The organism is Geobacter sp. (assembly GCF_027327745.1).
In the GTDB taxonomy this organism is placed as follows: domain Bacteria; phylum Desulfobacterota; class Desulfuromonadia; order Geobacterales; family Geobacteraceae; genus Geobacter.
In genome coordinates this window covers 14400-36546 of record NZ_DAHVYG010000079.1, presented here as the reverse complement: position 1 = coordinate 36546, position 22147 = coordinate 14400, and the positions used below count along the sequence as shown (strand labels likewise).

Here is a 22147-nt window from a genome sequence, read left to right as displayed (position 1 = left end):
ATCTGCCTAACCCCTTGATTTTATGGCGCGCTCGGAGAGATTCGAACTCCCGGCCCTCAGATTCGTAGTCTGATGCTCTATCCAGCTGAGCTACGAGCGCGTATGTTTGCTGCAATTAGCTGGCGGGGATGAAATCCACCAGAGTGAAGCCGTACTTGGGATGGTTGAACGCGTGGGTGGTCGGATACAGCGAGAAGAGCCACCCTTTGAACACTTCCTTGCCCCCCTCCATGATCCGAATCTGTGCTGCCGGATTCTTAGGCTCATTCGATTGGGAGGTGAGTGTTGTCCCATCCATCGTGAACTGCGGAAGGAACGTTTCTACCTTAATGGAGAGATCGCTGTTGGGAATGGCAAGCTCCGATCCGATCCCAACCGTGTAAACGGATTCTTTATTGGCCGTTTTGTCGGTGACGGCGATCTTCACCGCCTTCCACTTCCCCTTGACGCTATCGGGGACGACAACGATCGACTCTTTCTTAGCGGGCCCCTGGGCCTGGGACGGTGCCGCCTGTTCGGCTTTCTTCTCATCCTGTTTCTTGCATCCGGCGACGACGACCATCGCCAGGGTTGCAAGTGCTACAGCCTTTGCTACCGCTCTCACGGTTCCTCCTCGTCTTCCTGCACCCGCTTGGGACTGCCGTGTCTCATATCTGGCGGAGAGAGAGGGATTCGAACCCTCGATACCGGTTTCCCAGTATACTCGCTTAGCAGGCGAGCGCCTTCGACCTACTCGGCCATCTCTCCCTGAAAGTCATTCTGATGGTGGCGGAGGAGGTAGGATTCGAACCCACGGAACTTTCGTTCAACGGTTTTCAAGACCGCCGCCTTAAACCACTCGGCCACTCCTCCGAGAGTCCAACCGTTCTCACATACCTTTTCCGCCCAAACCAACCGCACGGAACGTCCTGTTTACCATACTTTGCCGGGCCACGCAATCAATTTTTTCGGCATCCGCTCCTACCGGCCGATGACCGTGCATCCCCCCATGTAGGGTCTCAATACTTCGGGAACCACCACGGTCCCGTCCTCTTGCTGGTAATTCTCGAGGATGGCAACCAGGGTCCGGCCAACGGCAAGACCCGAGCCGTTCAGGGTGTGGACAAATTCGGGCTTGGCCTTGTCGTCCTCCCGGAAGCGTATGGAAGCCCGGCGGGCCTGGAAATCCTCGAAGTTGCTGCACGAGGAGATCTCCCGGTAGGTATCCTGGGCCGGGAGCCACACCTCGATGTCGTAGGTCTTGGCGGCCGAGAACCCCATGTCGCCGGTGCAGAGCTCCACCACCCGGTAGTGGAGCCCCAACTGGCGGAGCACCTCCTCGGCGTCGGCCAGAAGCCGCTCCAGCTCATCGTAGGAGGTGGAGGGATGGGCGAACTTGACCAGTTCCACCTTGTTGAACTGGTGCTGGCGGATCAGGCCCCGCACATCCTTGCCGTAGGAGCCCGCCTCCTTCCGGAAGCAAGGGGTATAGGCAGTGTAGGAAAGGGGGAGTTCCGTACCCTTCAGGATCTCCCCCCGGTGGATGTTGGTTACCGGCACCTCGGCAGTGGGGATCAGGTAGTAGTCGGTGTCGGCCAGGCGGAAGAGGTCTTCCTCGAACTTGGGGAGCTGGCCGGTGCCGGTCATGCTCTCGCGGTTCACCATGAACGGCGGGAGGGTCTCCACGTAGCCGTGCCGCTCCGTGTGGAGGTCGAGCATGAAGTTGATGAGGGCACGCTCAAGGCGCGCACCGGCACCGCGGTAAAGGGTGAAGCGGGCGCCGGTAAGCTTGGCACCCCGCTCGAAATCGAGGATGCCGAGCCCTTCGCCCACCTCCCAGTGGGGCTTGGGCGAGAACCCGAAGCGGGGAGCCTCTCCCCACTTCCGCACCTCCCGGTTGTCGACCTCGGAGGCGCCGACGGGCACCGATTCGTGGGGGATATTGGGGATCGTCAGGAGGACCGCCTGGAGTTCGTCGTCGACCCCCCGGAGCTCTTCATCAAGGACTTTGATCCTGGCGGAGACTTCGCGCATCTCGGCGATGCGGGACTGGGCCTGGCTCTTGTCCTTGATCCGGCTGATCTCTTCGGAGACGGCGTTGCGCAGCGCCTTGAGGGATTCGGCCTCCCTGAGGAGTTCGCGGCGGCGGGAGTCCAGCTCCCGGAACCGGCCCAAGGTCACCGCGCCGCCGCGGGTGGCGAGACGCTGTTCGACAGACTCGAGATTTTCCCGCAGGTGTTTGGGGTCAAGCATGGAAAGTCCTTTACTTTTCAGGCATTAAAGCTATAGTTCTTAGCATTCGCGCCCCGAAGAGTCAACCGTTTTTCCCCCACGGAGCCACCATGTGCCTGACCCGGCTGATTGTTGCCGCCATCGTGACCCTCCTCGCCATCCCCGCCTTTGGCGCCGAGGGAATCGTCATCACCTGCGTCGGCGACATCATGCTCGCCGGCAGCGCCACGGCCACCCTCGCCCGGAGGGGTTACGACTATCCCTTCGCGAAGACAGCCCGGGAGCTTCGGCGGGGAGACATCGCCATCGGGAACCTGGAGGCCCCCCTCACCCTGAGGGGGAACGAGTACCGGGACAAGACGTACCGCTTCCGGGCCAACCCGGCCGCCGCTGAGGCCCTGAAGCGGGCCGGCTTCTCGGTCCTAACCCTCGCCAACAATCACATGATGGATTACGGCGACGAGGGGCTCCGGGACACCCTGGCAACCCTCTCTCGCCACGGCATCGCCCACACCGGTGCCGGGGGGTCGCTGGCGGAGGCCCGCCGGGAGGCGGTGGTCGTGGTGCGGGGAAAGCGGGTCGCTTTCCTCGCCTACTCCCTCACCTATCCGGCCGAGTTTTTCGCCGGCGCGGATCGGGCCGGCACCGCCCCCGGCTACGCGCCCCATGTGCGGGAGGATATCGGGCGGGTGAAGGCCGAGGCCGATTACGTGGTGGTATCGTTTCACTGGGGAGCGGAGCGGGCGGAGTTTCCGAAGCGGTACCAGATGGAGACGGCCCGTCTGGCCATCGACGCCGGCGCCGACGCCGTCATCGGCCACCACCCCCACGTGCTGCAGGGCATCGAGTTCTACCGGGGAAAGCCGATCCTTTACAGCCTCGGCAACTTCGCCTTCGGCAGCCGGAGCACCGCCGCCGACCGAAGCGTCATGGCGCGGCTGACCCTCTCCGGCACCGAGACCACAGTGGAGCTGATCCCCCTGAACGTCCTCCACCGGGAGACCCGCTACCAGCCCGAGATCCTCGCGGGGCCCAAGGGGGCGGAGGTAATGGAGCGGTTGAACCGGCTGTCACAACCCTTCGGCACGGTGATTTCGGGTTCGGAGGGGCGCTTCACCGCCAGGGTCCCCGGAACCGACCAGCGCATCGCTGCCCGCTGATGGGGCGGAAAGGAGAAGTGCCATGCGCCTGTTCGTGGCAATCGATCTTCCCGACGAGGTAAAGCAGTCGGTGGCGGCCCTCTGCCAGGGGGTTCCCGGGGTGCGGTGGCTGCCGCCGGAGCAGCTCCACCTGACGCTGCGGTTCATCGGCGAGGTCGACGATGCCGTCGCTGGGATCATCCGCCGCGGCCTGGCAGAAATCACATCCCCACCCTTCCCCCTCTCCCTCCGGGGAGTGGGCTGCTTTCCTTCCCCCCGGCGCCCGCGAGTCCTATGGGTGGGGCTCAATGGCAACGAGCCCCTCAAACGGCTCCAGCAGGGGGTGGAGGCGGCGGTGGTTGCGGCGGGAATCCCGGCGGAAGAGCGCCCCTTCTCCCCCCACATCACCCTGGCACGCCTGAGGGAGCACCGGGAGGCGGAGATCACCCCCTTCCTGGCGCGAAACGCCTCCTTTCACAGCGAGCCGTTCACGGTCGACACATTCCACCTCTATTCAAGCAGCCTGACCCCAAAGGGGGCCATTCACCGGCGCGAGGCGAGCTATCCCCTTGCGGGGCGGGCGGAGACGGTTGTCGTTCGGGAAAAATAGAAGAGCGGCCGCCTTCCGGAGGGGATGGCGGCCGCGGTCGTTGGGAGGGATCAGCTGATGATGTCCATCACCTTGTCGAAGAACCCCTTCTTCAGCGGATGGGCTTCCTCGCCGCTGATGCGGGCGAACTCCTCAAGGAGCTCCTTCTGGCGCTTGTTGAGGTTGGTGGGGGTCTCCACCCTGATGACGACCAGCTGGTCGCCCCGGCCGTACCCCTGGAGCTGGGGGACCCCCTTGCCCCGCAGGCGGAAGATCCGTCCCGACTGGGTCCCCTCTGGGATCTTCATGGATACCGTCCCGTCCAGGGTCGGCACCTCCACCTCGCAGCCGAGGGCCGCCTGGACGAAGCTGATGGGGAGTTCGCAGATAACGTCGTTCTCTTCGCGGGTGAAGATCGGGTGCTCACGGACCGAGATCGCCACGTAGAGGTCGCCATTGCCCCCCCCCTTGATCCCCTGCCCCCCCTCGCCGGTGAGCTTGAGCCGCGTGCCGGTCTCCACGCCGGCGGGTACCTTCACGGAGAGGGTCTTGGTGTCCCGCACCATGCCGGAACCGCGGCATGACATACACGGGTTTTCCACCACCCGCCCCTCGCCGTTGCAATGGCCGCAGGTCTTGCTGACGCTGAAGAACCCCTGCTGGAACCGGACCTGCCCGGCACCGCGGCAGGTGGGACAGACCTTGGGCTCGGTCCCCGGCTTGGCGCCGCTGCCGCCGCACTCGCCGCACCGCTTGCCGTAGGGGACCTGAATCTCCTTCTCGACGCCGAAGGCGGCCTCCTCGAAGGCGAGCTCCAGGTTGTACTGGAGATCGTCGCCGCGGCGCCCCCGGCCCCGCTGCCGCCCGCCGAAGATATCCCCGAAAATGTCGCCGAAGATGTCCCCGAAGGGGGTCCCGGCGCCGAAGCCGAACCCGCCGGAGGAGAAGCCGCCGGCGCCGACCCCCGCATGGCCGAACTGGTCGTACTGGGCCCGCTTCTGGGAATCGGAGAGGACCTCATACGCCTCGGTGATCTCCTTGAACTTCTCCTCCGCCTCCTTGTCCCCCGGGTTCTTGTCGGGGTGGTACTGGATCGCCAGCTTGCGGAAGGCCTTCTTGATCTCGGTGTCCGACGCATTGCGGTGGACTTCGAGAATCTCATAGTAATCGCGTTTTTCTGCTGCCAAGATCGGTCCTTTTCTCACGACGAAAGGCTGAAGGGAGGGGGTACTTCACCTAGTCCCTCTCCCTTCAGCCTTCTTCGTCATCCCGGGTAATGGTTACTTCTTGTCGTCCTTGACCTCTTCGAAGTCGGCGTCGACCACCTTTTCTCCCCTGGCGCCGGCCCCCGCCTCGCCGGCCGCCTCGGCCCCCGGCTGCGCCCCTTCGGCCTGGGCCTTGGCATAGACCGCCTCGGCCAGCTTGTGGGAGGCCTGCATCAGCTCGTCGCTCGCCTTCTTGATGGCGTCGAGGTCGTCCCCTCCCATCACCTTCTTCAGGGCGGCGACGGCATCCTCGATCTTCTGCTTCTCGGCGGCGTCGATCTTGTCGCCAAACTCCCGGAGGGACTTCTCGGTGGAGTAAACGAGGGAGTCGGCCTGGTTGCGGGCCTCGATCAGATCGCGCTTCTTCCTGTCCTCGGCGGCGTGGGACTCGGCGTCCTTCACCATCTTGTCGATCTCATCCTTGGAGAGGCCGCTAGAAGCGGTGATCCGGATCGATTGCTCCTTGCCGGTGCCGAGGTCCTTGGCCGAGACATGGACGATGCCGTTGGCGTCGATGTCAAAGGTGACCTCGATCTGGGGAACGCCGCGGGGTGCCGACGGGATGCCGGTCAGCTCGAAGTTCCCGAGGGCCTTGTTGTCGGAGGCCATCTCCCGCTCCCCCTGGAGGACGTGGATGGTGACCGCCGGCTGGTTGTCGGCGGCGGTGGAGAAGACCTGGCTCTTGCGGCACGGGATGGTGGTGTTCTTCTCGATGAGGCGGGTCATGACCCCGCCGAGGGTCTCGATGCCGAGGGAGAGCGGCGTCACGTCGAGAAGGAGCACATCCTTCACGTCACCCTTGAGGACCCCCCCCTGGATGGCAGCGCCGATGGCGACCACCTCATCCGGGTTCACCCCCCGGTTGGGGGTCTTGCCGAAGATCTCCTGCACCCGCTTCTGGACCACCGGCATCCGGGTCATGCCGCCGACGAGGATCACCTCATCGATCTCGGCGGGAGAGAGGCCGGCATCCTTCAGGGCGGTGCGGCAGGGGCCTTCGAGCTTGTCGATCAGCTCGGCGCAGAGGGCCTCCAGCTTAGCCCGGGAGAGCTTCAGCATCAGGTGCTTGGGGCCGGTGGCGTCGGCGGTGATGAACGGGAGGTTGATGTCGGTCTCCATGGAGGAGGAGAGCTCGCACTTGGCCTTTTCGGCCGCCTCCTTGAGGCGCTGGAGCGCCATCTTGTCGCCGCGCAGGTCGATCCCCTGCTCGCGCTTGAACTCGTCGGCGATCCAGTCGATGACCTTCTGGTCGAAGTCCTCGCCGCCGAGGAAGGTGTCGCCGTTGGTCGACTTCACCTCGAAGACCCCTTCGCCTAGTTCCAGGATCGAGATATCGAAGGTGCCGCCCCCCAGGTCGAAGACCGCGATCTTCTCGTCCTTCTTCTTGTCGAGGCCGTAGGCAAGGGCGGCGGCGGTCGGCTCGTTGATGATCCGCAGGACGTTCAGGCCGGCGATCTTGCCGGCATCCTTGGTTGCCTGGCGCTGGGAGTCGTCGAAGTAGGCCGGAACGGTGATGACGGCATCCGTGACGGTCTCGCCCAGGTAGTCCTCGGCGGTCTTCTTCATCTTCTGGAGCACCATGGCCGAGATCTCGGGGGGGGAGTACTGCTTGCCGCGCACCTCCACCCAGGCGTCGCCGTTGTCGGCCTTGACGATCTTGAAGGGGGAGATCTTGATGTCTTTCTGGACCGCTTCGGTGTTGTACTTGCGGCCGATGAGACGCTTGATGGCAAACAGGGTGTTTTCCGGGTTGGTGACCGCCTGACGCTTGGCCTGCTGCCCCACGAGGCGCTCGCCGCTCTCGGCGAAGGCAATCATGGACGGTGTGGTGCGGCTTCCTTCGGCGTTGGCTATGACAACCGGCTCCCCCCCCTCCATGATGGCAACGCAGGAGTTGGTGGTACCGAGGTCGATACCGATGACTTTACTCATGAACTTAATCCTCCTTTGGTGTGTCTCTCAACCAGAACCTAGTCATCCCCCCGCCGGAAAGCAAGGGGGGTGTGCCGTTTTTTCGCAATTTACCTTGGGGCCACCGTCACGGAGACCATGGCGGGGCGGATGAGCCGCTCGTTCAGCAGGTACCCCTTCTGGAAGACCTCGGCCACGGTGTTGGGGGGGAGGTCGTCGTCCTCCACCTGGCACATCGCCTGGTGGAACGCGGGGTCGAAGGGGGTCCCCTTCTCGGTCTCCACGGCGGCGACCCCGAACTTCTTCAGGGCCGCCACGAGCATGCCGTGGGTCATCTTCACCCCCTCGATCACCGCCGACAGGCTCTCTTCGTTGGCGTGGGTCAGGGCCCGCTCCATGCTGTCGACGATGGGGAGGAGCTCCGTCACGAGGCTCTCATTGCCGTACCTGAGGAGCTCCTCCTTCTCCTTCTGGGTCCGCTTCCGGTAATTTTCCAGGTCGGCCCGCTCGCGGACGAACTTGTCCCAGTTGGCGGCTGCCTCGGCCTCCTTGGTCGCAAGCCGCTCCTCCAGCTCCCTGATCCGTTCGGCCCCCTCCGCCGGCGCCGCCTCCGCCCGGGGAGCGGCGGCCTGTTCTTCCGTATGGGGGGCCTCCAGGTGAGAGGCGTGTTTTTTCTTGTCCACGGTCATTCCTTTCTCCGTTTCAGTTCTATTCTTCCTCAAGGAGCCTGCTGACGAGCTTCGCCGTGTAGTCGACGATGGGGATCACCTTGCCGTATCCCATGCGGGTCGGACCGATGACCCCCAGGACCCCGAGGGTGTTCTTCCCCGAGAGGTAGGGGGAGGTGATGACGCTGAGCCCCTCCATCTGGTTCAGCCGGGTCTCGGCGCCGATGAAGATCTGAACCCCTTCGGCGGAGAGGCTGCGATCGAGGAGGTGAATAAGCTGGCTCTTCTCCTCGAAGGCCCGGAACACCTCCTTCATCCGCCGCACGTCGGTGAACTCGGGCTGCTCGAAGATATTGGTCTGCCCTTCGATGAAGATCTGGGCGCCCCCCTCCTCGATCGTCTGCTCCGAGAGCTTCAGCGCCCGGGTGAGGAGGGCATCGTAGAGGACCTTCTCGTTCTGCATCTCCGCCAGAATCTTCGCCCGGACCTCGGAGACGGGAAGCCCCTCCAGGAGCTCGTTCAGATAGTTGGACATCCGGACGAGATCGTCGGCCGAAAGCTCTTCCGCCGACTCGATGAGCTTGTTCTGGACGGTGCCGTTTTGGGCCACGAGGATGGCGAGGATGCGCCGGCCGCTCAGCTTCACGAACTCGAAATGCCGGAAGATGGTCGACGAGAAGCGGGGGGCGAGCACGATCCCCATGTAGTGGGAGACGGACGACAGCAGCTTGCTCGTCTCGTGCAGGACGGCGCCGATGTCGCGCCCCGCCAGGCTGTAGCGCTTGCGGATCCGCTCCCTCTCGGCCTTGTCGATGGTGCCGACCGCCAGGAGCGAATCGACGTAGAAACGGTACGCCTTGTCGGTGGGGACGCGGCCGGCCGAGGTGTGGGGGGAGGTGAGGAACCCCATCTCCTCCAGGTCCGCCATGACGTTGCGGACCGTGGCCGGCGAAAGCGTCAGCCCGTGCCGCCTGGTGACGGCCCGGCTGCCGACCGGTTCGGCCGTTACGATATAGTCCTCGATGATCGCCTCGAGGATCTTCTTGTTCCGCTCCGAGAGCCCTTCGCGCATACCGTACCCCATAACGCACGTTAGCACTCAGACAAGATGAGTGCTAACCAGGGTAAAGTTAACAACCACCCTCCATTTTTGTCAAGGGATTTAACGGCTGGGGAAGGGGCTTGCGCGGCGGCGGGAAAGGCTAGAGAAACCGGGCGAAGACCTGGTTCGAGAGGAGAATCCCCCGGCGGGTGAGCCGCAGCACCCCCCCTGCGGCATCGAGGAGCCCGGCGGCGCGAAGCCTCTCCACCTCCCCGCCGTAGACCGCTTCGAGCTCCGCGCCGAACTCCTCCCGGAACCGGGCGGTCTCGACCCCGTCGAGCATCCGGAGGCCGAGGAAGAGCCACTCCCCCATCGCCGCCCGCCCGGAGAGGCTTACGACATCCTCGTCGGGAAGGCTCCCGGCGGCGAGGAGTCGGCCATAGCGGGCGAGCTCGTCGGGGTTCTTCCAGCGGACCCCCGGCCAGGGGGAACGGAGGAACGAATGGGCGCCGGCCCCGAACCCGAGATAGTTCCCCCGGCGCCAGTAGACCCGGTTGTGGCGGGAGCGGCGCCCCGGCCGGGCGTAGTTGGAGATCTCGTAATGTTCGTAGCCGAACGCCGCCAGGAGTTCCGCCGTCTCCTCGAACATCCGGGCCGATTCCTCCTCCCCGGGGAGAAGAAGCGCCCCTTGCGCCTCAAGCCGGGCAAAGGTGGTCCCCTCCTCCACGGTGAGCCCGTAGGCGGAGATATGCTCGGGGGAGAGGTCGGCGGCGCGGCGCAGCTCTCCCCGCCAGTGACCGATATCCTGTCCCGGAAGGGAGTGGATCAGGTCGATGCCGACGGAGTCGAAACCGGCCCGCCGGGCCGCGTCGAACGCCTCCCGGGCCTCCCGGGCCGAGTGGACCCGGCCCAGGGTGGCGAGCATCCGGTCATCAAACGACTGGACCCCCAGGGAGAGGCGGTTAACGCCGGCCGCCCGGTAGCCGGCAAGGGATGCCGGCGTGACGGTGCCGGGGTTCGCCTCCAGGGTCACCTCGGCATCGGCCTCGAGCCCCAGCAGCCGCCCGGCGGTCTCTATGATCCGTCCGACCTCTCCGGGGGGGAGGAGCGACGGGGTGCCGCCGCCGAGGTAGAGGGTCGGCGCCCGCGAGGGAACCGCCCCGCGACCGGCGCGCAGCGCCATCTCCCGCAGCAGGAGGTCCGTGTATTCCCGGGGGGAGAGCGGCGCGTCGGCCTCCGACACGAAGGAGCAGTAGCGGCACTTGCGCACGCAGAACGGGATATGGATGTAGAGTGAAACCGGTTCGGCCATGGAACCATGATACGCCACCCCTCCCGTCGATGTCCAAGCATCTTTGTATTGAAATGATGGCAGGTTACCGCTACACTGGCAGGGTTATTGACCAAGCCCGGTCGCCGGGCGGGGAGGGACGTGGATGAAACGAACCGTCAAGGTCGGGGCCGTCCAGTTCACCGTGAGGCTCGGGGATGTGGATGCCAACATGGCGTACGTTCGCGAGGCACTGGGGCGGCTCGCCGCCGGGGGGTGTTCCCTGGCCGTCCTGCCGGAGATGTGGAACACCGGTTACGCCTACCGGGAGCTGAACGAGCTCGCCAAGCGGACCCCCGAGGTGGTGACCGAGCTGGGGCGGCTCTCGGAAGAGTACGGGATGGTGATCGTGGGGAGCCTCCCCGAACCCCACGGGGAGAGGGTCTGCAACACCGCCTACGTCCTCGACCGGGGACGGCTCCTCGGCAGCTACCGCAAGATCCACCTCTTCTCGCTGCTGGGCGAGGACCGGGCCTTCGACGGCGGGGAGAACTGGCTCGTGGTCGACACCCACGTGGGACGGGTCGGGGTATTCATCTGCTACGACCTCCGCTTTCCGGAGCTCCCCCGCCGGCTCGCCCTGGAGGGGGCCGAGATCCTCGTGGTGCCGGCCGAGTGGCCCAAGCCCCGGGAGGAGCACTGGCGGGCCCTGCTGCGGGCACGGGCCATCGAGAACCAGCTCTTCGTGGTGGCGGCCAACTGCTGCGGCGTCCAGGGGAAGCTCGATTTCTTCGGATCGAGCCTCATCATCGACCCCAAGGGGGAGCTTCTGGCCGAGGGGGGATACGAGCAGTGCGAGATCTGCGCCGACCTCGACTTCGAGCTGATGGAAAACTGGCGTCAGGCGATCCCCTGCTTCGCCGACCGCAAGCCCGAATATTACTGAAAGGGTCCGGACAGCCGGACCGCCGCAATCAATAGACCATTCAACACTGGAGGTACTGTCGTGACCCTCTTCGCCGGAACCGGCCTCGTCGTCAAGCTGGTGCTGATCGTCCTGATCTTCTTCTCGGTGGTCTCCTGGGCCATCATTTTCTTCAAGCTGCTCCAGGTAAATCGCGCCAACAGCGAGTCGGAACGCTTCCTGGAGTTCTTCTGGAAGGCAAAGCGCTTCGACGCCATCAACGCCCAGATCGACCGCTTCGCCAACTCCCCCCTCACGGTGCTGTTCAGCGAGGGGTATGCCGAGCTGAAGCGGCTCGTGGAAAAGGGAGACCAGAAGGAGGAGCCCGATGTGGTCAGCACCGACCTCGGCGGGATCGACAACATCTCGCGGGCGCTGCGCCGCGCCACCACCTCGGAGATCACCCGGCTGGAGAAGTACGTCACCTTCCTCGCCACCACCGGCTCCACCGCCCCCTTCATCGGCCTCTTCGGGACCGTCTGGGGGATCATGACCGCCTTCAAGGGGATCGGCGAGACCGGCTCCGCGTCCCTGGCCGTCGTCGCCCCCGGCATCGCCGAGGCGCTGATCGCCACCGCCATCGGCCTCGTGGCCGCCATCCCCGCCGTCATGGGATACAACCACTTCCAGCACAAGATCAAGGTCCTCATCGCCTCCATGGATAACTTCTCCACAGAGTTCCTGAACATCGTGCAGCGGACCTTCGCGCGGAAATAGGAGGAAGGGATGGAAGTCGGCAGCAGAAACAACGGCGACCGCGGCACCATGGCGCAGATCAACGTCACCCCCCTCGTCGACGTCATGCTCGTGCTCCTGGTCATCTTCATGGTCACCGCCCCGATGATGCAGCAGGGGATGCAGGTGAACCTCCCCAAGGCCGAGACCAAGGCGATGAGCGCCCAGGAGGAGGCGGTGGTGGTATCCGTCGACCGCAGCGGCAAGGTCTACATCAACAGCGCCGAGGTCGCCGCCGGCGACCTGAAGGCGAAACTCACCACCATGGTGGCCAACCGCACCAAGAAGGAGGTCTTTCTCAAGGCTGACCGTGACGTCCCCTACGGCGACGTGGTGCGGACCATGGCCGAGATCAAGGGTGCCGGCATCGAGCGTCTCGGCATGGTGACGGAGCCCGCCCAGAGGAAATGAACCGCACGACCGTATCACCAGAGCGGGGGCTCGGTTGGGGAATCACCGCGTCCCTCATCCTCCACGCCATCCTCTTTTCCGCCGTCCTCTTCGCCCGCTTCCCCTCGCCCCCCCTCCAGGAGGCCCCGGTCTACTACGTCGACGTCGTGAACCTGCCGGTGGCCTCCCCCCGCGCCGGTAGCCCCACCGTGGCGGGAGGAAGCGTGCCGCAGCCCCCTCCCCCCGCCGCCCCGAAACCGGAGATGGCCCTGCCGCGCAAGCCGCTCCCGGTGAAGGGGACGCTTCCGGGCAAGCAGAAGCCGGTGCCGGCCGAGGAGAGCAGCCGGGAATTCGAGCAGCGGCTGGCGAAGCTCCAGAGCACCGCCGATGAGCGCCACCAGGAGGCGGCCCTCGATGCCATGCGGAGAAAGGTTGCGGGAAGCGCCCGCAGCGCCGGACAGGCGGGAATGCCGGCCGGCACCGGCACCCAGGCGGGAAGCGACTACGCAAGCTACATCCAGTCGCGGCTGCGGGACGCCTTCCGCTCCACCATCGTCTATCAGACCAGTTCGCCGGAAATGGTCATCAGGCTCACCATCGATGCCGGCGGCCACATCATCCGACAGCGGGTCGAGCACTCCACCGGCGATCGCATCTTCGAAGAATCGGTCTCGAAGGCGATAGCCCGGGCGGAGAAGACCTTTTCTCCCCCGCCGGGTGGGGGGACCTTCGAATGCGGCTTCATTTTCCGGCCCCAGGGAGTGGGAAAGAAATGATTACGAAACGAACCTTTTTCCTTCTGACCATCGTCGTCGCACTGTTGTTCCCGTCGCTGCCGCAGGCCCAGGAAACGTACCGCGAGGTGACCGCCGCCGGCGCCAACAAGCTGACCCTGGCCGTCGATTCCCCCCGGCGCCTGGGGGGAGGCGACTTCCCCGGTGCCGGGGAGATCGCCGAGGTCCTCCGGGCCGACATGACCCTGGCCGGCCTCTTCACCGTCGCCGCCCCGGCGGCACCGGTCACCGCCGCCGGCATCCGACCGGGGGAGTTCGATTTCGCCCCGTGGCGCGGCGCCGGGGTCGACCTCCTGGTAAAGTGCGGCTACACCCTCTCCGGCGACACCCTCACGGCGGAGTTTCGCCTCTACAACGTGAACCAGGGGCGGGAGGTCCTGGCCAAACGCTATTCCGGCCGGCAGAGGGATCTGCGCAAGATCGCCCATACCTTCTCCGACGACATCCTGGAGTCCCTGACCGGCGAGCGGGGGCCGTTCACCGGCAAGATCGCCTTCGTCTCCAACCGGAGCAGGAACAAGGAGCTCTACCTGATGGACTATGACGGGTACCACGTCCAGCAACTCACCCGCAACGGCTCCATCAACCTCAACCCCGACTTCTCTCCCACGGGGCGGGAGCTCGTCTACACCTCCTACCGGCGCCGCAACCCCGATCTCTACCGGCGCGTACTGGCCACAGGGGCCGAGGCGGCCATCTCCACCCGTCGCGGGATCAACGTCACCGGCGCCTGGTCCCCCGACGGGAAGCAGATCGCCCTCGCCCTGAGCAAGGACGGGAACTCGGAGATCTACGTCATCTCCCGGGACGGCAGGCAGATGAAGCGCCTCACCAACAATCCGGCCATCGACGTCTCCCCCGCCTGGTCCCCCGACGGAAAGCAGATCGCCTTCGTCTCCGACCGCCTCGGCAAGCCCCAGCTCTTCATCATGAACGCCGACGGTTCGGGTGTCCGAAGGCTCACCACTAACGGCGCCTACAACGTTTCCCCCCGCTGGTCCCCCAAGGGAGACCGGATCGCCTACTGCCGCCAGGAGAGGGGGTTCCAGATCTACGTCATCAACGCCGACGGCAGCGGCGACACGAGGCTGACCGGCGAAGGGAGCAACGAGCACCCCCGCTGGTCCCCCGACGGCCGCTTCATCACCTTCAGCTCGACCCGCGACGGCGGCGAGGCGATCTACGTAATGCGGGCCGACGGCAGCGGCCAGACCCGTGTCTCCCGGGGAGCCCGGAAGGACTCCCACCCGACCTGGTCCCCCCGCTGGTAGCCACGATTTTTTTCTCCGCGCGTCGCATGGATGTATTGAAAACGGGCTCCGATCATATATAATTGACCCGTTTCGGGGCACCTGCCCTCCAATACTGCCATTTGCGTCCGCAATTCAACCAAAGGAGAGAAATTCTATGCGTACAGGAACCCGTGGTCTCGTCGCCCTGCTCTGTGCCACCCTCATGGTCGCCGGCGGCTGCGCCAAGAAGGAGATGGTGAAGCCCGAGGAAGGGGCCCCGATGGCCGCCCCGACGCCCACCCCCGCTCCGGCGCCGGCGCCGGCGAAGACGGAAGAGCCGATGGCGGCCCAACCGGTGTCGGAAGCAGCGGTGAAGGCAGAGGCGCCCCAGGAGGGGGTCAAAGGGGAAGAAGCTGAAGCGGCTCTCGAACGGATCTACTTCGACTTCGACTCCTATGTCCTGAGTCAGCAGGCCCGCGACACCCTCTACCGGGACGCCGAAATCCTCCTCAAGAAACAGCCCGCGTCGAAGGTGTCGCTCGAAGGGCACTGCGACGAGCGCGGTTCCGACGAGTACAACCTTGCCCTCGGCGAGAAGCGGGCCAAGGCCGCCATGGATTACCTCGTGACCCTCGGCGTTCCGGCCGAACGGCTCTCGACCATCAGCTACGGCAAAGAGAAGCCCCTCGACCCCGCCCACACCGAGGAAGCGTGGGCAAAGAACCGGCGGGTCGAATTAATCATCGTCAAGTAGTGGAACGACACGATCGGTAACGATTGGGGAGCCGGCGACGGCTCCCCTTCTCTATACCGCATCAATTAGGACCATGGAGGCATAACTATCGATGAACAAGATTGCCAGAACCATAACTGCGGCAGCCCTGATCGCTCTGGCGGGATGTGCCACCAGGAGCGACCTGGACGTTGTCCAGCGTGACAACGAGGAGCTCAAGGACCGCCTGTTCCGGATGGAAAAGGAGCTCGGGGGAGTACGGACCGAGACGCGGGAAAGCATCGAGACAACCCTCAAGGGGTTTCAGACCGAACAGGAGCGGGAACGAAAGATACTGGCCGATCTGCAGGCATCCATGGACGGGATGAAAGTCGATAACCAGGTGCTGGCGGGAAAGGTTGACGACATCGGCCAGGCGGTACGGAAACCGGCCGACGACGTCAAGCTCCTGCGCGAAGATCTGGAACGGCGCCTGGCGGCCGTCGAGGAGCGGATTGCCACCGTGGAGAAAGGGATCGAGGGTCTCCAGAAAAAGGTCGCCGATACGGAAACCAAAATCCAGAATGCCGCGGTTGCCTCTCCAGAAGGACTCTACCAGAAGGGGCTCGATACCTTCCGCGCCGGCAACTTCGCCGCCGCTAGGGAGCTCTTCACCAAATTCCTGGAGCAGTACCCTAAGAGCGAGCTGGCGGCCAACGCCCGGTACTGGAACGGCGAGACCTATTACAGCGAGAAGAAGTACGAGCAGGCGATCCTCGAGTTCCAGGAGGTGATCAAGAACTTCCCCGGCAAGGAGAAGGTCCCGGCGGCGATGTTCAAACAGGCGGCCGCCTTCCAGGGACTCGGCGACGCGAAAAGCGCCCGCTACGTCCTGAAAAAGCTGGTGGAGGAGTACCCCGCCTCCGAGGAGGCAAAGCGGGCCAAGGAAAAACTGAGGGAGCTGAAATAGGAAAAGGCGGGGATCATCTCCCCGCCTTTACGCTAACCACACCCAACGCCGCGCCCGCGCCCTACACGGTCTTCTGCCCGGCCTTGTCCGCCGGGACGGCATCCGCGGCACCCTTTTCGTGGGCGACCTGGTCCTCGTAGGCCTTGACCTCCGCGGCCAGGTCCCGCTTGGCTGGATCCGCCGCCGACTCTTTCTCGGTCCGCTCCTTCTCATCCAGAGACCTCACCTCTTCGGCCAGGTTCCGCTGGAAGTCGTCGGAGGCGCGCTTGAACTCCGCCAGCCCCTTGCCGAGGGAGCGGGCGATGTCGGGGAGTTTCTGGGGTCCGATGACGATGAGGGCGATCACCAGGATGACGATCAGCTCCGGCATTCCGATTCCGAACATGGAAACTACCTCCCTGCCGGCTGCCGGAGCTTCCGACCCGCCGGTGACAAATCGTAATCCGCGGGAAATCCCGACCGGATAGATGTGAAAATAATAGATGTTTTGCCCACTTGTGTCAAGCACGGCCTCCTCCGGGCGCCGCAAAGGGTTTGACAGGTTGCGGGACCTTGTTTTACTATCACCCCATTTCGCGCCGTATACGGCCCGGGAGAAAGGAACAACTCCGATGCACGCCGACGAGATCAAGCAGGAGATCCGGACCCTCCTCAAGGAGCGCAACGCCGTCCTCCTGGCACACAACTACATGCGGGACGAGGTTCAGGAGATCGCCGACATCACCGGCGACTCCCTGGGGCTCTCCCAGGAAGCGGCCAAGACCTCCGCAGCGGTGATCGTCTTCTGCGGGGTCCACTTCATGGCCGAATCGGCCTCCATCCTCTCCCCCGACAAGACGGTCCTGCTGCCGCGTCTCGATGCCGGGTGCCCCATGGCCGACATGGTGACCGTGGAGGGGCTGCGGGAGCTGAAGGCCCGGCACCCCGGGGTGCCGGTGGTCACCTACGTCAACTCCTCGGCGGCGGTGAAGGCGGAGAGCGACATCTGCTGCACCTCGGCCAACGCGGTGAAGGTGGTGAACTCGCTCCCCGACCGGGAGGTGATCTTCGTCCCGGACCGCAACCTCGGCCAGTTCGTGGCGGCCCACTCCGACAAGACCTTCCACTTCTGGGACGGCTACTGTCCCACCCACGAGCGGCTCAAGCCGGAGGATGTCCAGCGCATGAAGGCGGCGCATCCCGGCGCCCTCTTCATCTGCCACCCGGAATGCAACCCGGTGGTCTCGGCCCTGGCCGACCACGTCTGCTCCACCAGCGGGATGTACGACTACTGCCGCACAAGCCCGGCCCGCACGTTCATCGTCGGCACCGAGGCGGGGATCCTCTACCGCCTGCGGCAGGAAAACCCCGGCAAGGAGTTCATCCTCGCCTCCCCGGCCCTGGTCTGCCCCAACATGAAGCTCACCTCCCTGGAGGATATCCTCGAAGCGCTGAAGACCATGACTCCGGTGGTAAAGGTGCCGGAGGAGATTCGGGTGCCGGCCAAGCGGGCCCTGGACCGGATGATCGCCATTCCGCGGGACTGAGCCCCCCATGATCCGGCGGGAAACTCCCTAAAGCAAACATCTCCATTTCATGCAAAAAAGCCGGCTCCCTCCCGGGTGGCCAGCTTTTTCCCTGTGGTCTGGATGGTTTTCGAGACTAAAACGTGAGGCGGGCCACCTCCCCGTTGACCGGAAGAAAAGAGGCGCCCCGCACCGCTTCCCGAGCCCCGACCCGCTCCATCCCCTCTCCGCGAAAGGGAGCCGTCGCCAGATTCGCCGCCCCGGGGGGCGCCCCCACGACTGCCTTGGTGAACACTCCGCCCCGCAGGGTGGCGGTTGCCAGCACCACCCCCCGCAGGTTGGCGCAGACGGCGTAGACCCCGGTCAGGTCGGCCCCGGCGAGATCCGCCCCTTCCAGGTCCGCCTTGAAGAGTCCGGCCCCCTCCAGCTTCGCTCCCCGCAGCGATGCCCCCCGCAACGATGCCATCTCCAGCGATGCTCCCCGCAGGTTGGCTCCGTCCGCGAGCGCTCCGTCGAGATTCGCCCCGAAGAGGTCGGCATTGACGAGTACCGCCCCCCGCAGGTCGAGGCCGGCGAAGTTTGCCCCCCGCAGCACCGCACCCCTCAGGTTGCGACTCGTACGGAGAATCTCCCGTACCTCCTCCGGCGAGGGGCGCCATTCGCGCTCCCGCGGACGGGGAAGGGGAACGGCCGGCAGGAGGGCCACCGTCTGCACGGAAGAAACTGCCGTAGCGACGGGGGCCTTTGCGGTCTTCGCCGGAGCCTTCACGACCCGGGGCGCCTTTGCCGTCGCGCGTTTGGCACGGTGATGGCGGGCGCCTCTCCGCCTCGACACGAGGCGGACATACTCCGCGTACCCGAGGGGCTCCTTCTTCCCCTCCAGGGCTTCCCCGGCCTTCCCCCCGTCGGCCGCCGCACCCTCCCGGCGGCCCTTCGCCCCCTTTGCCCAGGCTCCGGTGACCGGCAGGGAGAGCCCCATGACCAGGAGCGCACCTGCCAGGCGCATGAACATGACTGACTTCATGTGGCATCCAGTCCTTGTGTCGTGATGTCGTCAGGGGAGCCGCCGGAGCTGCGGCCGTTACCCCCTGTTGATCCGTATCGGATTTTTTTCGGATTACTTGAGCGATTTCTCGTTTCCCGCATCCCCGCCGGCTCCTCGATGGTGGATAGTTCCGTTCGTTTCTGCTATGCTTTTTTGGGTGTGGAACACCCCCATTTTCAGACAAAGCACCATCGCCATGACCCCCATTGACACGTCTCTCATCCGCCGCATCGCCGACCGTCTCGCCGCCGAAGACGCCCGCCTGGAACTCACCGGCCTCAAGGGGTCGGCGCCGGCCTACCTTCTTGCCCGACTCATGGCGGAGACGAACCGGCCGATGCTCGCAGTCGCCGCCGACCCCGATGCCGCCGCCGAACTCGTCACCGAGCTCCGCTTCTACAGCGGCCGCGGCGACGACGTCCTCCCCTTCCCCCCTTGGGATGTGAGCCCTTTCGAAAAGGGATCGCCCCACGCCGACGTGACCGGCGTCCGCCTCGCTACCCTCCGCCGGCTTGCGGACCGCAAGGCGGCCGTCGTGGTAACCACCCCCGAGGCGCTCCGCCAGCGCGTCCTGCCGCGGGCGCTCCTCGACGGCGCCTCCCTCTACTTTCTCCCGGGGGAAGAGAGCGACCGGGAAGAGCTCCTGACAAAGCTCGTAACCCTCGGCTATCTCCATGTCCCCCTCGTGGAGGACCGGGGGACCTTCGCCGTGCGCGGCGGCATCGTCGACCTCTTCCCGCCGGGGTTCGAACAGCCGGTCCGGATCGAGTTCTTCGGCGATTTCGTCGACACGATCCGGAGCTTCGACCCCCTTACCCAGCGCTCCCTCCATCCGCTGGAGGAACTGCTCCTCCTCCCCTCCCGGGAGCTGGTCCTGACCGACGAGGTCCTGAAGGGCGCCGCTCCCCGGCTCAAGGAGCGCTGCGACGAGCTGGAGATCTCCCCCGTGGCCCGGCGCGAGCTGATGGAGCAGCTCCAGAGCGGCCTCTACCCGGCGGGGGTGGAGTGGCTCCTCCCGCTCCTCCACCCGCAGCTCGAAACCCTCTTCGACTACGCCGGCGATGCCGTCCGGATCATGATCGACCCGGCGGCCATTGCCGACGGGAATCGGCGGATCGACGGCGAACTGGAGGCCGCCGTCTCCCGCGCCCGCGAGCGTGGCGACCTCTTTCCCCACCCCGAATCCCTCTTTCTCCCTGAGGGGGAGGCAACGGCCCTCCTCAAAGCCGGCCGGCTCGTCACCATTCCCTCCCTGGCCGTTGTCGAAGAGGGGCGCGGTGGCGAAACGGCGTCCGTCGACACCCAGGAGAACACCGATCTGAAGGTGACCCTCTCCCCCGACGGCGAAGGGGTGCTGAAGCCTCTTGTGGCCCGCCTCAACGGCTGGCTGGAGGAGCGGCAGCGGGTGATCGTCGTCTGTCACCAGCGGGGGCAGGCTCAGCGCCTCTATGAGCTCCTCGCCCACTACCCCCTTCCCCTGAATGTCTCGGACCGCGGGTTCCCGGCCGAGCGGGAGCGCGACGACGGCAGGGTGGACGTGATCATCGGCGACCTCTCCCGGGGGTTCAGGCTCCCGGAGGGGCAGCTCGTGGTAATCGCCGAGGAGGAGATCTTCGGCCGGCGCCAGAAGCGGCGCGGGGTCTCGGAGCTGCGCAAGAAGCAGATCATGACGTCGCTGGCCGAGCTGAAGCCCGGCGACTACATGGTCCATCTCGACCACGGCATCGGCATCTACCGGGGATTGCAGCATATTTCGCTTAGCGGCTGCGCCGGCGATTTCCTCCTCCTGGAGTACGCGGGGGGGGACAAGCTCTACCTCCCGGTGGACCGCCTGAACCTCGTCCAGCGCTACGTGGGGGCCGAGGGGATAGAGCCCCGGGTCGACAAGCTGGGGGGAACCGCCTGGGAGAAGGCCAAGGGGAAGGCCCGGGCCGCCGTGGAGGAGATGGCCGGGGAGCTCCTCCAGATCTATGCCGCCCGCCAGCTCCACGAGGGACACCCCTTCTCCCCCCCCGACGACCTCTACCGGGAGTTCGAGGCCTCCTTCACCTACGAGGAGACCTCCGACCAGATGGCGGCCATCACCGATGTGATCAGCGACATGACGAGTCCGAAGCCGATGGACCGCCTCGTCTGCGGCGACGTCGGCTACGGCAAGACCGAGGTCGCCATGCGGGGCGCCTTCAAGGCGGTGATGGACGGGAAGCAGGTGGCGGTGCTGGTCCCCACCACGGTCCTCGCCCAGCAGCACCTGGAGACCTTCCGGGCCCGTTTCGGCGCCTACCCCGTCACGATCGAGATGCTCTCCCGCTTCCGCACCCCGAAGGAGCAGAAGGAGATCCTGGAGCGGGTCAAGAAGGGGGCCGTCGACATCATCATCGGTACCCATCGCCTGTTGCAGAGCGACGTCGCCTTCAGGGACCTGGGGCTCCTCATCGTGGACGAGGAGCAGCGTTTCGGCGTCACCCACAAGGAAAAGCTCAAGAAATACAAGGCGGTGGTCGACATCCTGACGCTGACCGCCACCCCGATCCCCCGCACCCTCTACATGTCGATGATGGGGATCCGGGACCTCTCCATCATCGACACCCCGCCGGTGGACCGGCTGGCGGTGAAGACCTTCGTCGCCCGCAACTCCGACGACCTGATCCGGGAAGCGGTGATGCGGGAGCTGCGCCGCGGGGGGCAGATCTTCTTCGTCCACAACCGGGTCCAGTCGATCATGAACTGGGCCGAGCACCTGCGCCGCATCGTCCCGGAGGCGCGGATCGCCGTGGGGCACGGGCAGATGGACGAGGGAGAGCTGGAAAAGGTGATGCTCGGCTTCATGCACGGCGAGACGAATCTGCTGCTCTGCACCACCATCATCGAATCGGGGATCGACATCCCCACCGCCAACACCCTCATCGTCGACCGGGCCGACACCTTCGGCCTGGCCCAGCTCTACCAACTCCGGGGGCGGGTGGGTCGCTCCAGACAGCGGGCCTACGCCTACCTCCTGATCCCCGGCGAAGGGGCGATCTCGGCGGACGCCCGGGAGCGGCTGAAGATCATCCAGGAGCTGACGGAGCTCGGGGCCGGCTTCCGGCTCGCCACCCACGACCTGGAGATCCGCGGCGCCGGCGACCTCCTCGGCGCCAAGCAGTCGGGGAACATCGCCGCCGTCGGCTTCGACCTCTACACCGAGCTTCTGGAGGAGGCGATCCAGAATCTCAAGGGGGAGGAACGGATCGAGCGGGTGGAGCCGGAGATCAACCTCCGGATCCCCGCCTTCATCCCCGAGGAGTACGTCCGGGAGCCGAACCAGCGCCTCATCATCTACAAGAAGCTGACCCAGGCCGAGACCGGGGCGGAGGTGGACGAGGTGATGGCGGAGCTCGTGGACCGCTTCGGCAAGCTGCCGCTGGCCGCCACCTATCTGCTGGAGGTGATGAAGCTGCGGATCCCCTTCAAACGGCTCCTCGTCCGGCTGGCCGAATTCGACGGCCGGCGCCTCAGCCTCGCCTTCCACGAGCGGACACCGGTCCCTCCCGATGCGGTCATCGGCCTCATCCGCTCGAACCCGAAGCGCTACCAGTTCACCCCCGACTTCCGGCTCATTGCCGAGCTCGCCGACACGAGCTTCGAGGGGGTCATCGCCGAGGCCAGAAATCTCTTGAAAACGCTGGGTTGATATGCTAGTTTCCGCAAGATTGTTCAGTAGTT

The 22147-nt window shown here is 65.4% G+C and carries 20 protein-coding genes and 3 tRNA genes; 11 read left to right on the top strand and 12 right to left on the bottom strand.

The window, feature by feature from the left end:
* Positions 1 to 23: 23 nt before the first annotated feature.
* The 5 genes from M6689_RS14640 to serS form a co-directional block, all read right to left on the bottom strand.
* Positions 24 to 100: transfer RNA gene (locus M6689_RS14640), tRNA-Arg, on the bottom strand.
* 15 nt (positions 101 to 115) lie between these two features.
* Positions 116 to 604, bottom strand: a complete 489-nt coding sequence (locus tag M6689_RS14635; protein ID WP_298273175.1) for a DUF2155 domain-containing protein — start codon at positions 602 to 604, stop codon at positions 116 to 118.
* Positions 605 to 654: 50 nt separating this feature from the next.
* Positions 655 to 747: transfer RNA gene (locus M6689_RS14630), tRNA-Ser, on the bottom strand.
* Between the two features lie 19 nt (positions 748 to 766).
* Positions 767 to 852: transfer RNA gene (locus M6689_RS14625), tRNA-Ser, on the bottom strand.
* Positions 853 to 960: 108 nt separating this feature from the next.
* A complete protein-coding gene (serS, locus tag M6689_RS14620; RefSeq protein ID WP_298273173.1) occupies positions 961 to 2232 on the bottom strand; it encodes a serine--tRNA ligase in 1272 nt (423 codons plus the stop codon).
* A gap of 89 nt (positions 2233 to 2321) precedes the next feature.
* On the opposite strand from serS, the gene M6689_RS14615 reads away from it, so the two are divergent.
* Both M6689_RS14615 and thpR read left to right on the top strand, forming a co-directional pair.
* Positions 2322 to 3371 carry a CapA family protein gene (locus M6689_RS14615; protein ID WP_298273171.1) on the top strand — a complete coding sequence of 350 codons (1050 nt, stop codon included), beginning with the start codon at positions 2322 to 2324 and terminating at the stop codon, positions 3369 to 3371.
* Positions 3372 to 3393: 22 nt separating this feature from the next.
* On the top strand, positions 3394 to 3960 hold the full coding sequence (thpR, locus tag M6689_RS14610) for an RNA 2',3'-cyclic phosphodiesterase (RefSeq protein WP_298273169.1): 567 nt from the start codon (positions 3394 to 3396) through the stop codon (positions 3958 to 3960).
* Between the two features lie 50 nt (positions 3961 to 4010).
* Here the strand turns inward: thpR and dnaJ are convergent, their stop codons facing one another.
* From dnaJ to hemW, 5 genes are all read right to left on the bottom strand, one after another.
* Positions 4011 to 5126: a molecular chaperone DnaJ gene (dnaJ, locus tag M6689_RS14605; RefSeq protein WP_298273167.1), complete on the bottom strand. Its 1116-nt coding sequence runs from the start codon at positions 5124 to 5126 to the stop codon at positions 4011 to 4013.
* A gap of 93 nt (positions 5127 to 5219) precedes the next feature.
* Positions 5220 to 7136 (bottom strand): molecular chaperone DnaK, encoded by a 1917-nt coding sequence (gene dnaK / locus M6689_RS14600; RefSeq protein ID WP_298273165.1) that lies wholly within the window; start codon positions 7134 to 7136, stop codon positions 5220 to 5222.
* Positions 7137 to 7225: 89 nt separating this feature from the next.
* Complete coding sequence (gene grpE, locus M6689_RS14595) at positions 7226 to 7798, bottom strand: nucleotide exchange factor GrpE (protein WP_298273257.1); 573 nt, start codon at positions 7796 to 7798, stop codon at positions 7226 to 7228.
* A gap of 25 nt (positions 7799 to 7823) precedes the next feature.
* Complete coding sequence (gene hrcA, locus M6689_RS14590; protein WP_298273164.1) at positions 7824 to 8855, bottom strand: heat-inducible transcriptional repressor HrcA; 1032 nt, start codon at positions 8853 to 8855, stop codon at positions 7824 to 7826.
* Between the two features lie 130 nt (positions 8856 to 8985).
* The gene (gene hemW / locus M6689_RS14585; protein WP_298273163.1) at positions 8986 to 10137 is read right to left on the bottom strand and encodes a radical SAM family heme chaperone HemW; all 1152 of its coding nucleotides are present in this window, start codon (positions 10135 to 10137) and stop codon (positions 8986 to 8988) included.
* Between the two features lie 124 nt (positions 10138 to 10261).
* On the opposite strand from hemW, the gene M6689_RS14580 reads away from it, so the two are divergent.
* From M6689_RS14580 to ybgF, 7 genes are all read left to right on the top strand, one after another.
* Complete coding sequence (locus M6689_RS14580) at positions 10262 to 11041, top strand: carbon-nitrogen family hydrolase (protein WP_298273162.1); 780 nt, start codon at positions 10262 to 10264, stop codon at positions 11039 to 11041.
* Between the two features lie 60 nt (positions 11042 to 11101).
* Positions 11102 to 11776 carry a protein TolQ gene (gene tolQ / locus M6689_RS14575; protein ID WP_298273161.1) on the top strand — a complete coding sequence of 225 codons (675 nt, stop codon included), beginning with the start codon at positions 11102 to 11104 and terminating at the stop codon, positions 11774 to 11776.
* A 9-nt stretch (positions 11777 to 11785) separates the two neighbouring features.
* Positions 11786 to 12205, top strand: a complete 420-nt coding sequence (tolR, locus tag M6689_RS14570; RefSeq protein ID WP_298273159.1) for a protein TolR — start codon at positions 11786 to 11788, stop codon at positions 12203 to 12205.
* The gene (locus M6689_RS14565; RefSeq protein ID WP_298273157.1) at positions 12202 to 12960 is read left to right on the top strand and encodes an energy transducer TonB; all 759 of its coding nucleotides are present in this window, start codon (positions 12202 to 12204) and stop codon (positions 12958 to 12960) included. The genes tolR and M6689_RS14565 overlap by 4 nt, the downstream gene beginning before the upstream one ends.
* Positions 12960 to 14249, top strand: coding sequence for a Tol-Pal system beta propeller repeat protein TolB (gene tolB / locus M6689_RS14560; RefSeq protein WP_298273255.1), 1290 nt, complete (start codon positions 12960 to 12962; stop codon positions 14247 to 14249). The genes M6689_RS14565 and tolB overlap by 1 nt, the downstream gene beginning before the upstream one ends.
* A gap of 136 nt (positions 14250 to 14385) precedes the next feature.
* The gene (gene pal, locus M6689_RS14555; protein ID WP_298273155.1) at positions 14386 to 14964 is read left to right on the top strand and encodes a peptidoglycan-associated lipoprotein Pal; all 579 of its coding nucleotides are present in this window, start codon (positions 14386 to 14388) and stop codon (positions 14962 to 14964) included.
* Positions 14965 to 15055: 91 nt separating this feature from the next.
* Positions 15056 to 15892, top strand: a complete 837-nt coding sequence (gene ybgF, locus M6689_RS14550; RefSeq protein ID WP_298273153.1) for a tol-pal system protein YbgF — start codon at positions 15056 to 15058, stop codon at positions 15890 to 15892.
* Positions 15893 to 15953: 61 nt separating this feature from the next.
* Here ybgF and M6689_RS14545 read toward each other — a convergent pair whose 3' ends face one another.
* Positions 15954 to 16277 (bottom strand): TatA/E family twin arginine-targeting protein translocase, encoded by a 324-nt coding sequence (locus M6689_RS14545; protein ID WP_298273151.1) that lies wholly within the window; start codon positions 16275 to 16277, stop codon positions 15954 to 15956.
* Between the two features lie 226 nt (positions 16278 to 16503).
* Here M6689_RS14545 and nadA point away from each other — a divergent pair, with 226 nt between their 5' ends.
* Positions 16504 to 17418 carry a quinolinate synthase NadA gene (nadA, locus tag M6689_RS14540; protein WP_298273150.1) on the top strand — a complete coding sequence of 305 codons (915 nt, stop codon included), beginning with the start codon at positions 16504 to 16506 and terminating at the stop codon, positions 17416 to 17418.
* 115 nt (positions 17419 to 17533) lie between these two features.
* On the opposite strand, the gene M6689_RS14535 is transcribed toward nadA, so the two are convergent.
* Entirely contained in the window at positions 17534 to 18421 is an 888-nt protein-coding gene (locus M6689_RS14535) for a pentapeptide repeat-containing protein (protein ID WP_298273148.1), read from the bottom strand.
* A gap of 217 nt (positions 18422 to 18638) precedes the next feature.
* Here M6689_RS14535 and mfd point away from each other — a divergent pair, with 217 nt between their 5' ends.
* Positions 18639 to 22115 carry a transcription-repair coupling factor gene (mfd, locus tag M6689_RS14530; protein WP_298273146.1) on the top strand — a complete coding sequence of 1159 codons (3477 nt, stop codon included), beginning with the start codon at positions 18639 to 18641 and terminating at the stop codon, positions 22113 to 22115.
* Positions 22116 to 22147 lie beyond the last annotated feature (32 nt).

What these genes read in the sequence shown, in the direction of transcription:
- serS (WP_298273173.1), bottom strand. Translation starts at nt 2,232, where the DNA reads ATGCTTGACCCCAAACACCTGCGGGAAAATCTCGAGTCTGTCGAACAG.
- M6689_RS14615 (WP_298273171.1), top strand. Translation starts at nt 2,322, where the DNA reads ATGTGCCTGACCCGGCTGATTGTTGCCGCCATCGTGACCCTCCTCGCC.
- thpR (WP_298273169.1), top strand. Translation starts at nt 3,394, where the DNA reads ATGCGCCTGTTCGTGGCAATCGATCTTCCCGACGAGGTAAAGCAGTCG.
- dnaK (WP_298273165.1), bottom strand. Translation starts at nt 7,136, where the DNA reads ATGAGTAAAGTCATCGGTATCGACCTCGGTACCACCAACTCCTGCGTT.
- hrcA (WP_298273164.1), bottom strand. Translation starts at nt 8,855, where the DNA reads ATGCGCGAAGGGCTCTCGGAGCGGAACAAGAAGATCCTCGAGGCGATC.
- hemW (WP_298273163.1), bottom strand. Translation starts at nt 10,137, where the DNA reads ATGGCCGAACCGGTTTCACTCTACATCCATATCCCGTTCTGCGTGCGC.
- M6689_RS14580 (WP_298273162.1), top strand. Translation starts at nt 10,262, where the DNA reads ATGAAACGAACCGTCAAGGTCGGGGCCGTCCAGTTCACCGTGAGGCTC.
- tolR (WP_298273159.1), top strand. Translation starts at nt 11,786, where the DNA reads ATGGAAGTCGGCAGCAGAAACAACGGCGACCGCGGCACCATGGCGCAG.
- M6689_RS14565 (WP_298273157.1), top strand. Translation starts at nt 12,202, where the DNA reads ATGAACCGCACGACCGTATCACCAGAGCGGGGGCTCGGTTGGGGAATC.
- pal (WP_298273155.1), top strand. Translation starts at nt 14,386, where the DNA reads ATGCGTACAGGAACCCGTGGTCTCGTCGCCCTGCTCTGTGCCACCCTC.
- ybgF (WP_298273153.1), top strand. Translation starts at nt 15,056, where the DNA reads ATGAACAAGATTGCCAGAACCATAACTGCGGCAGCCCTGATCGCTCTG.
- M6689_RS14545 (WP_298273151.1), bottom strand. Translation starts at nt 16,277, where the DNA reads ATGTTCGGAATCGGAATGCCGGAGCTGATCGTCATCCTGGTGATCGCC.
- nadA (WP_298273150.1), top strand. Translation starts at nt 16,504, where the DNA reads ATGCACGCCGACGAGATCAAGCAGGAGATCCGGACCCTCCTCAAGGAG.
- M6689_RS14535 (WP_298273148.1), bottom strand. Translation starts at nt 18,421, where the DNA reads ATGAAGTCAGTCATGTTCATGCGCCTGGCAGGTGCGCTCCTGGTCATG.
- mfd (WP_298273146.1), top strand. Translation starts at nt 18,639, where the DNA reads ATGACCCCCATTGACACGTCTCTCATCCGCCGCATCGCCGACCGTCTC.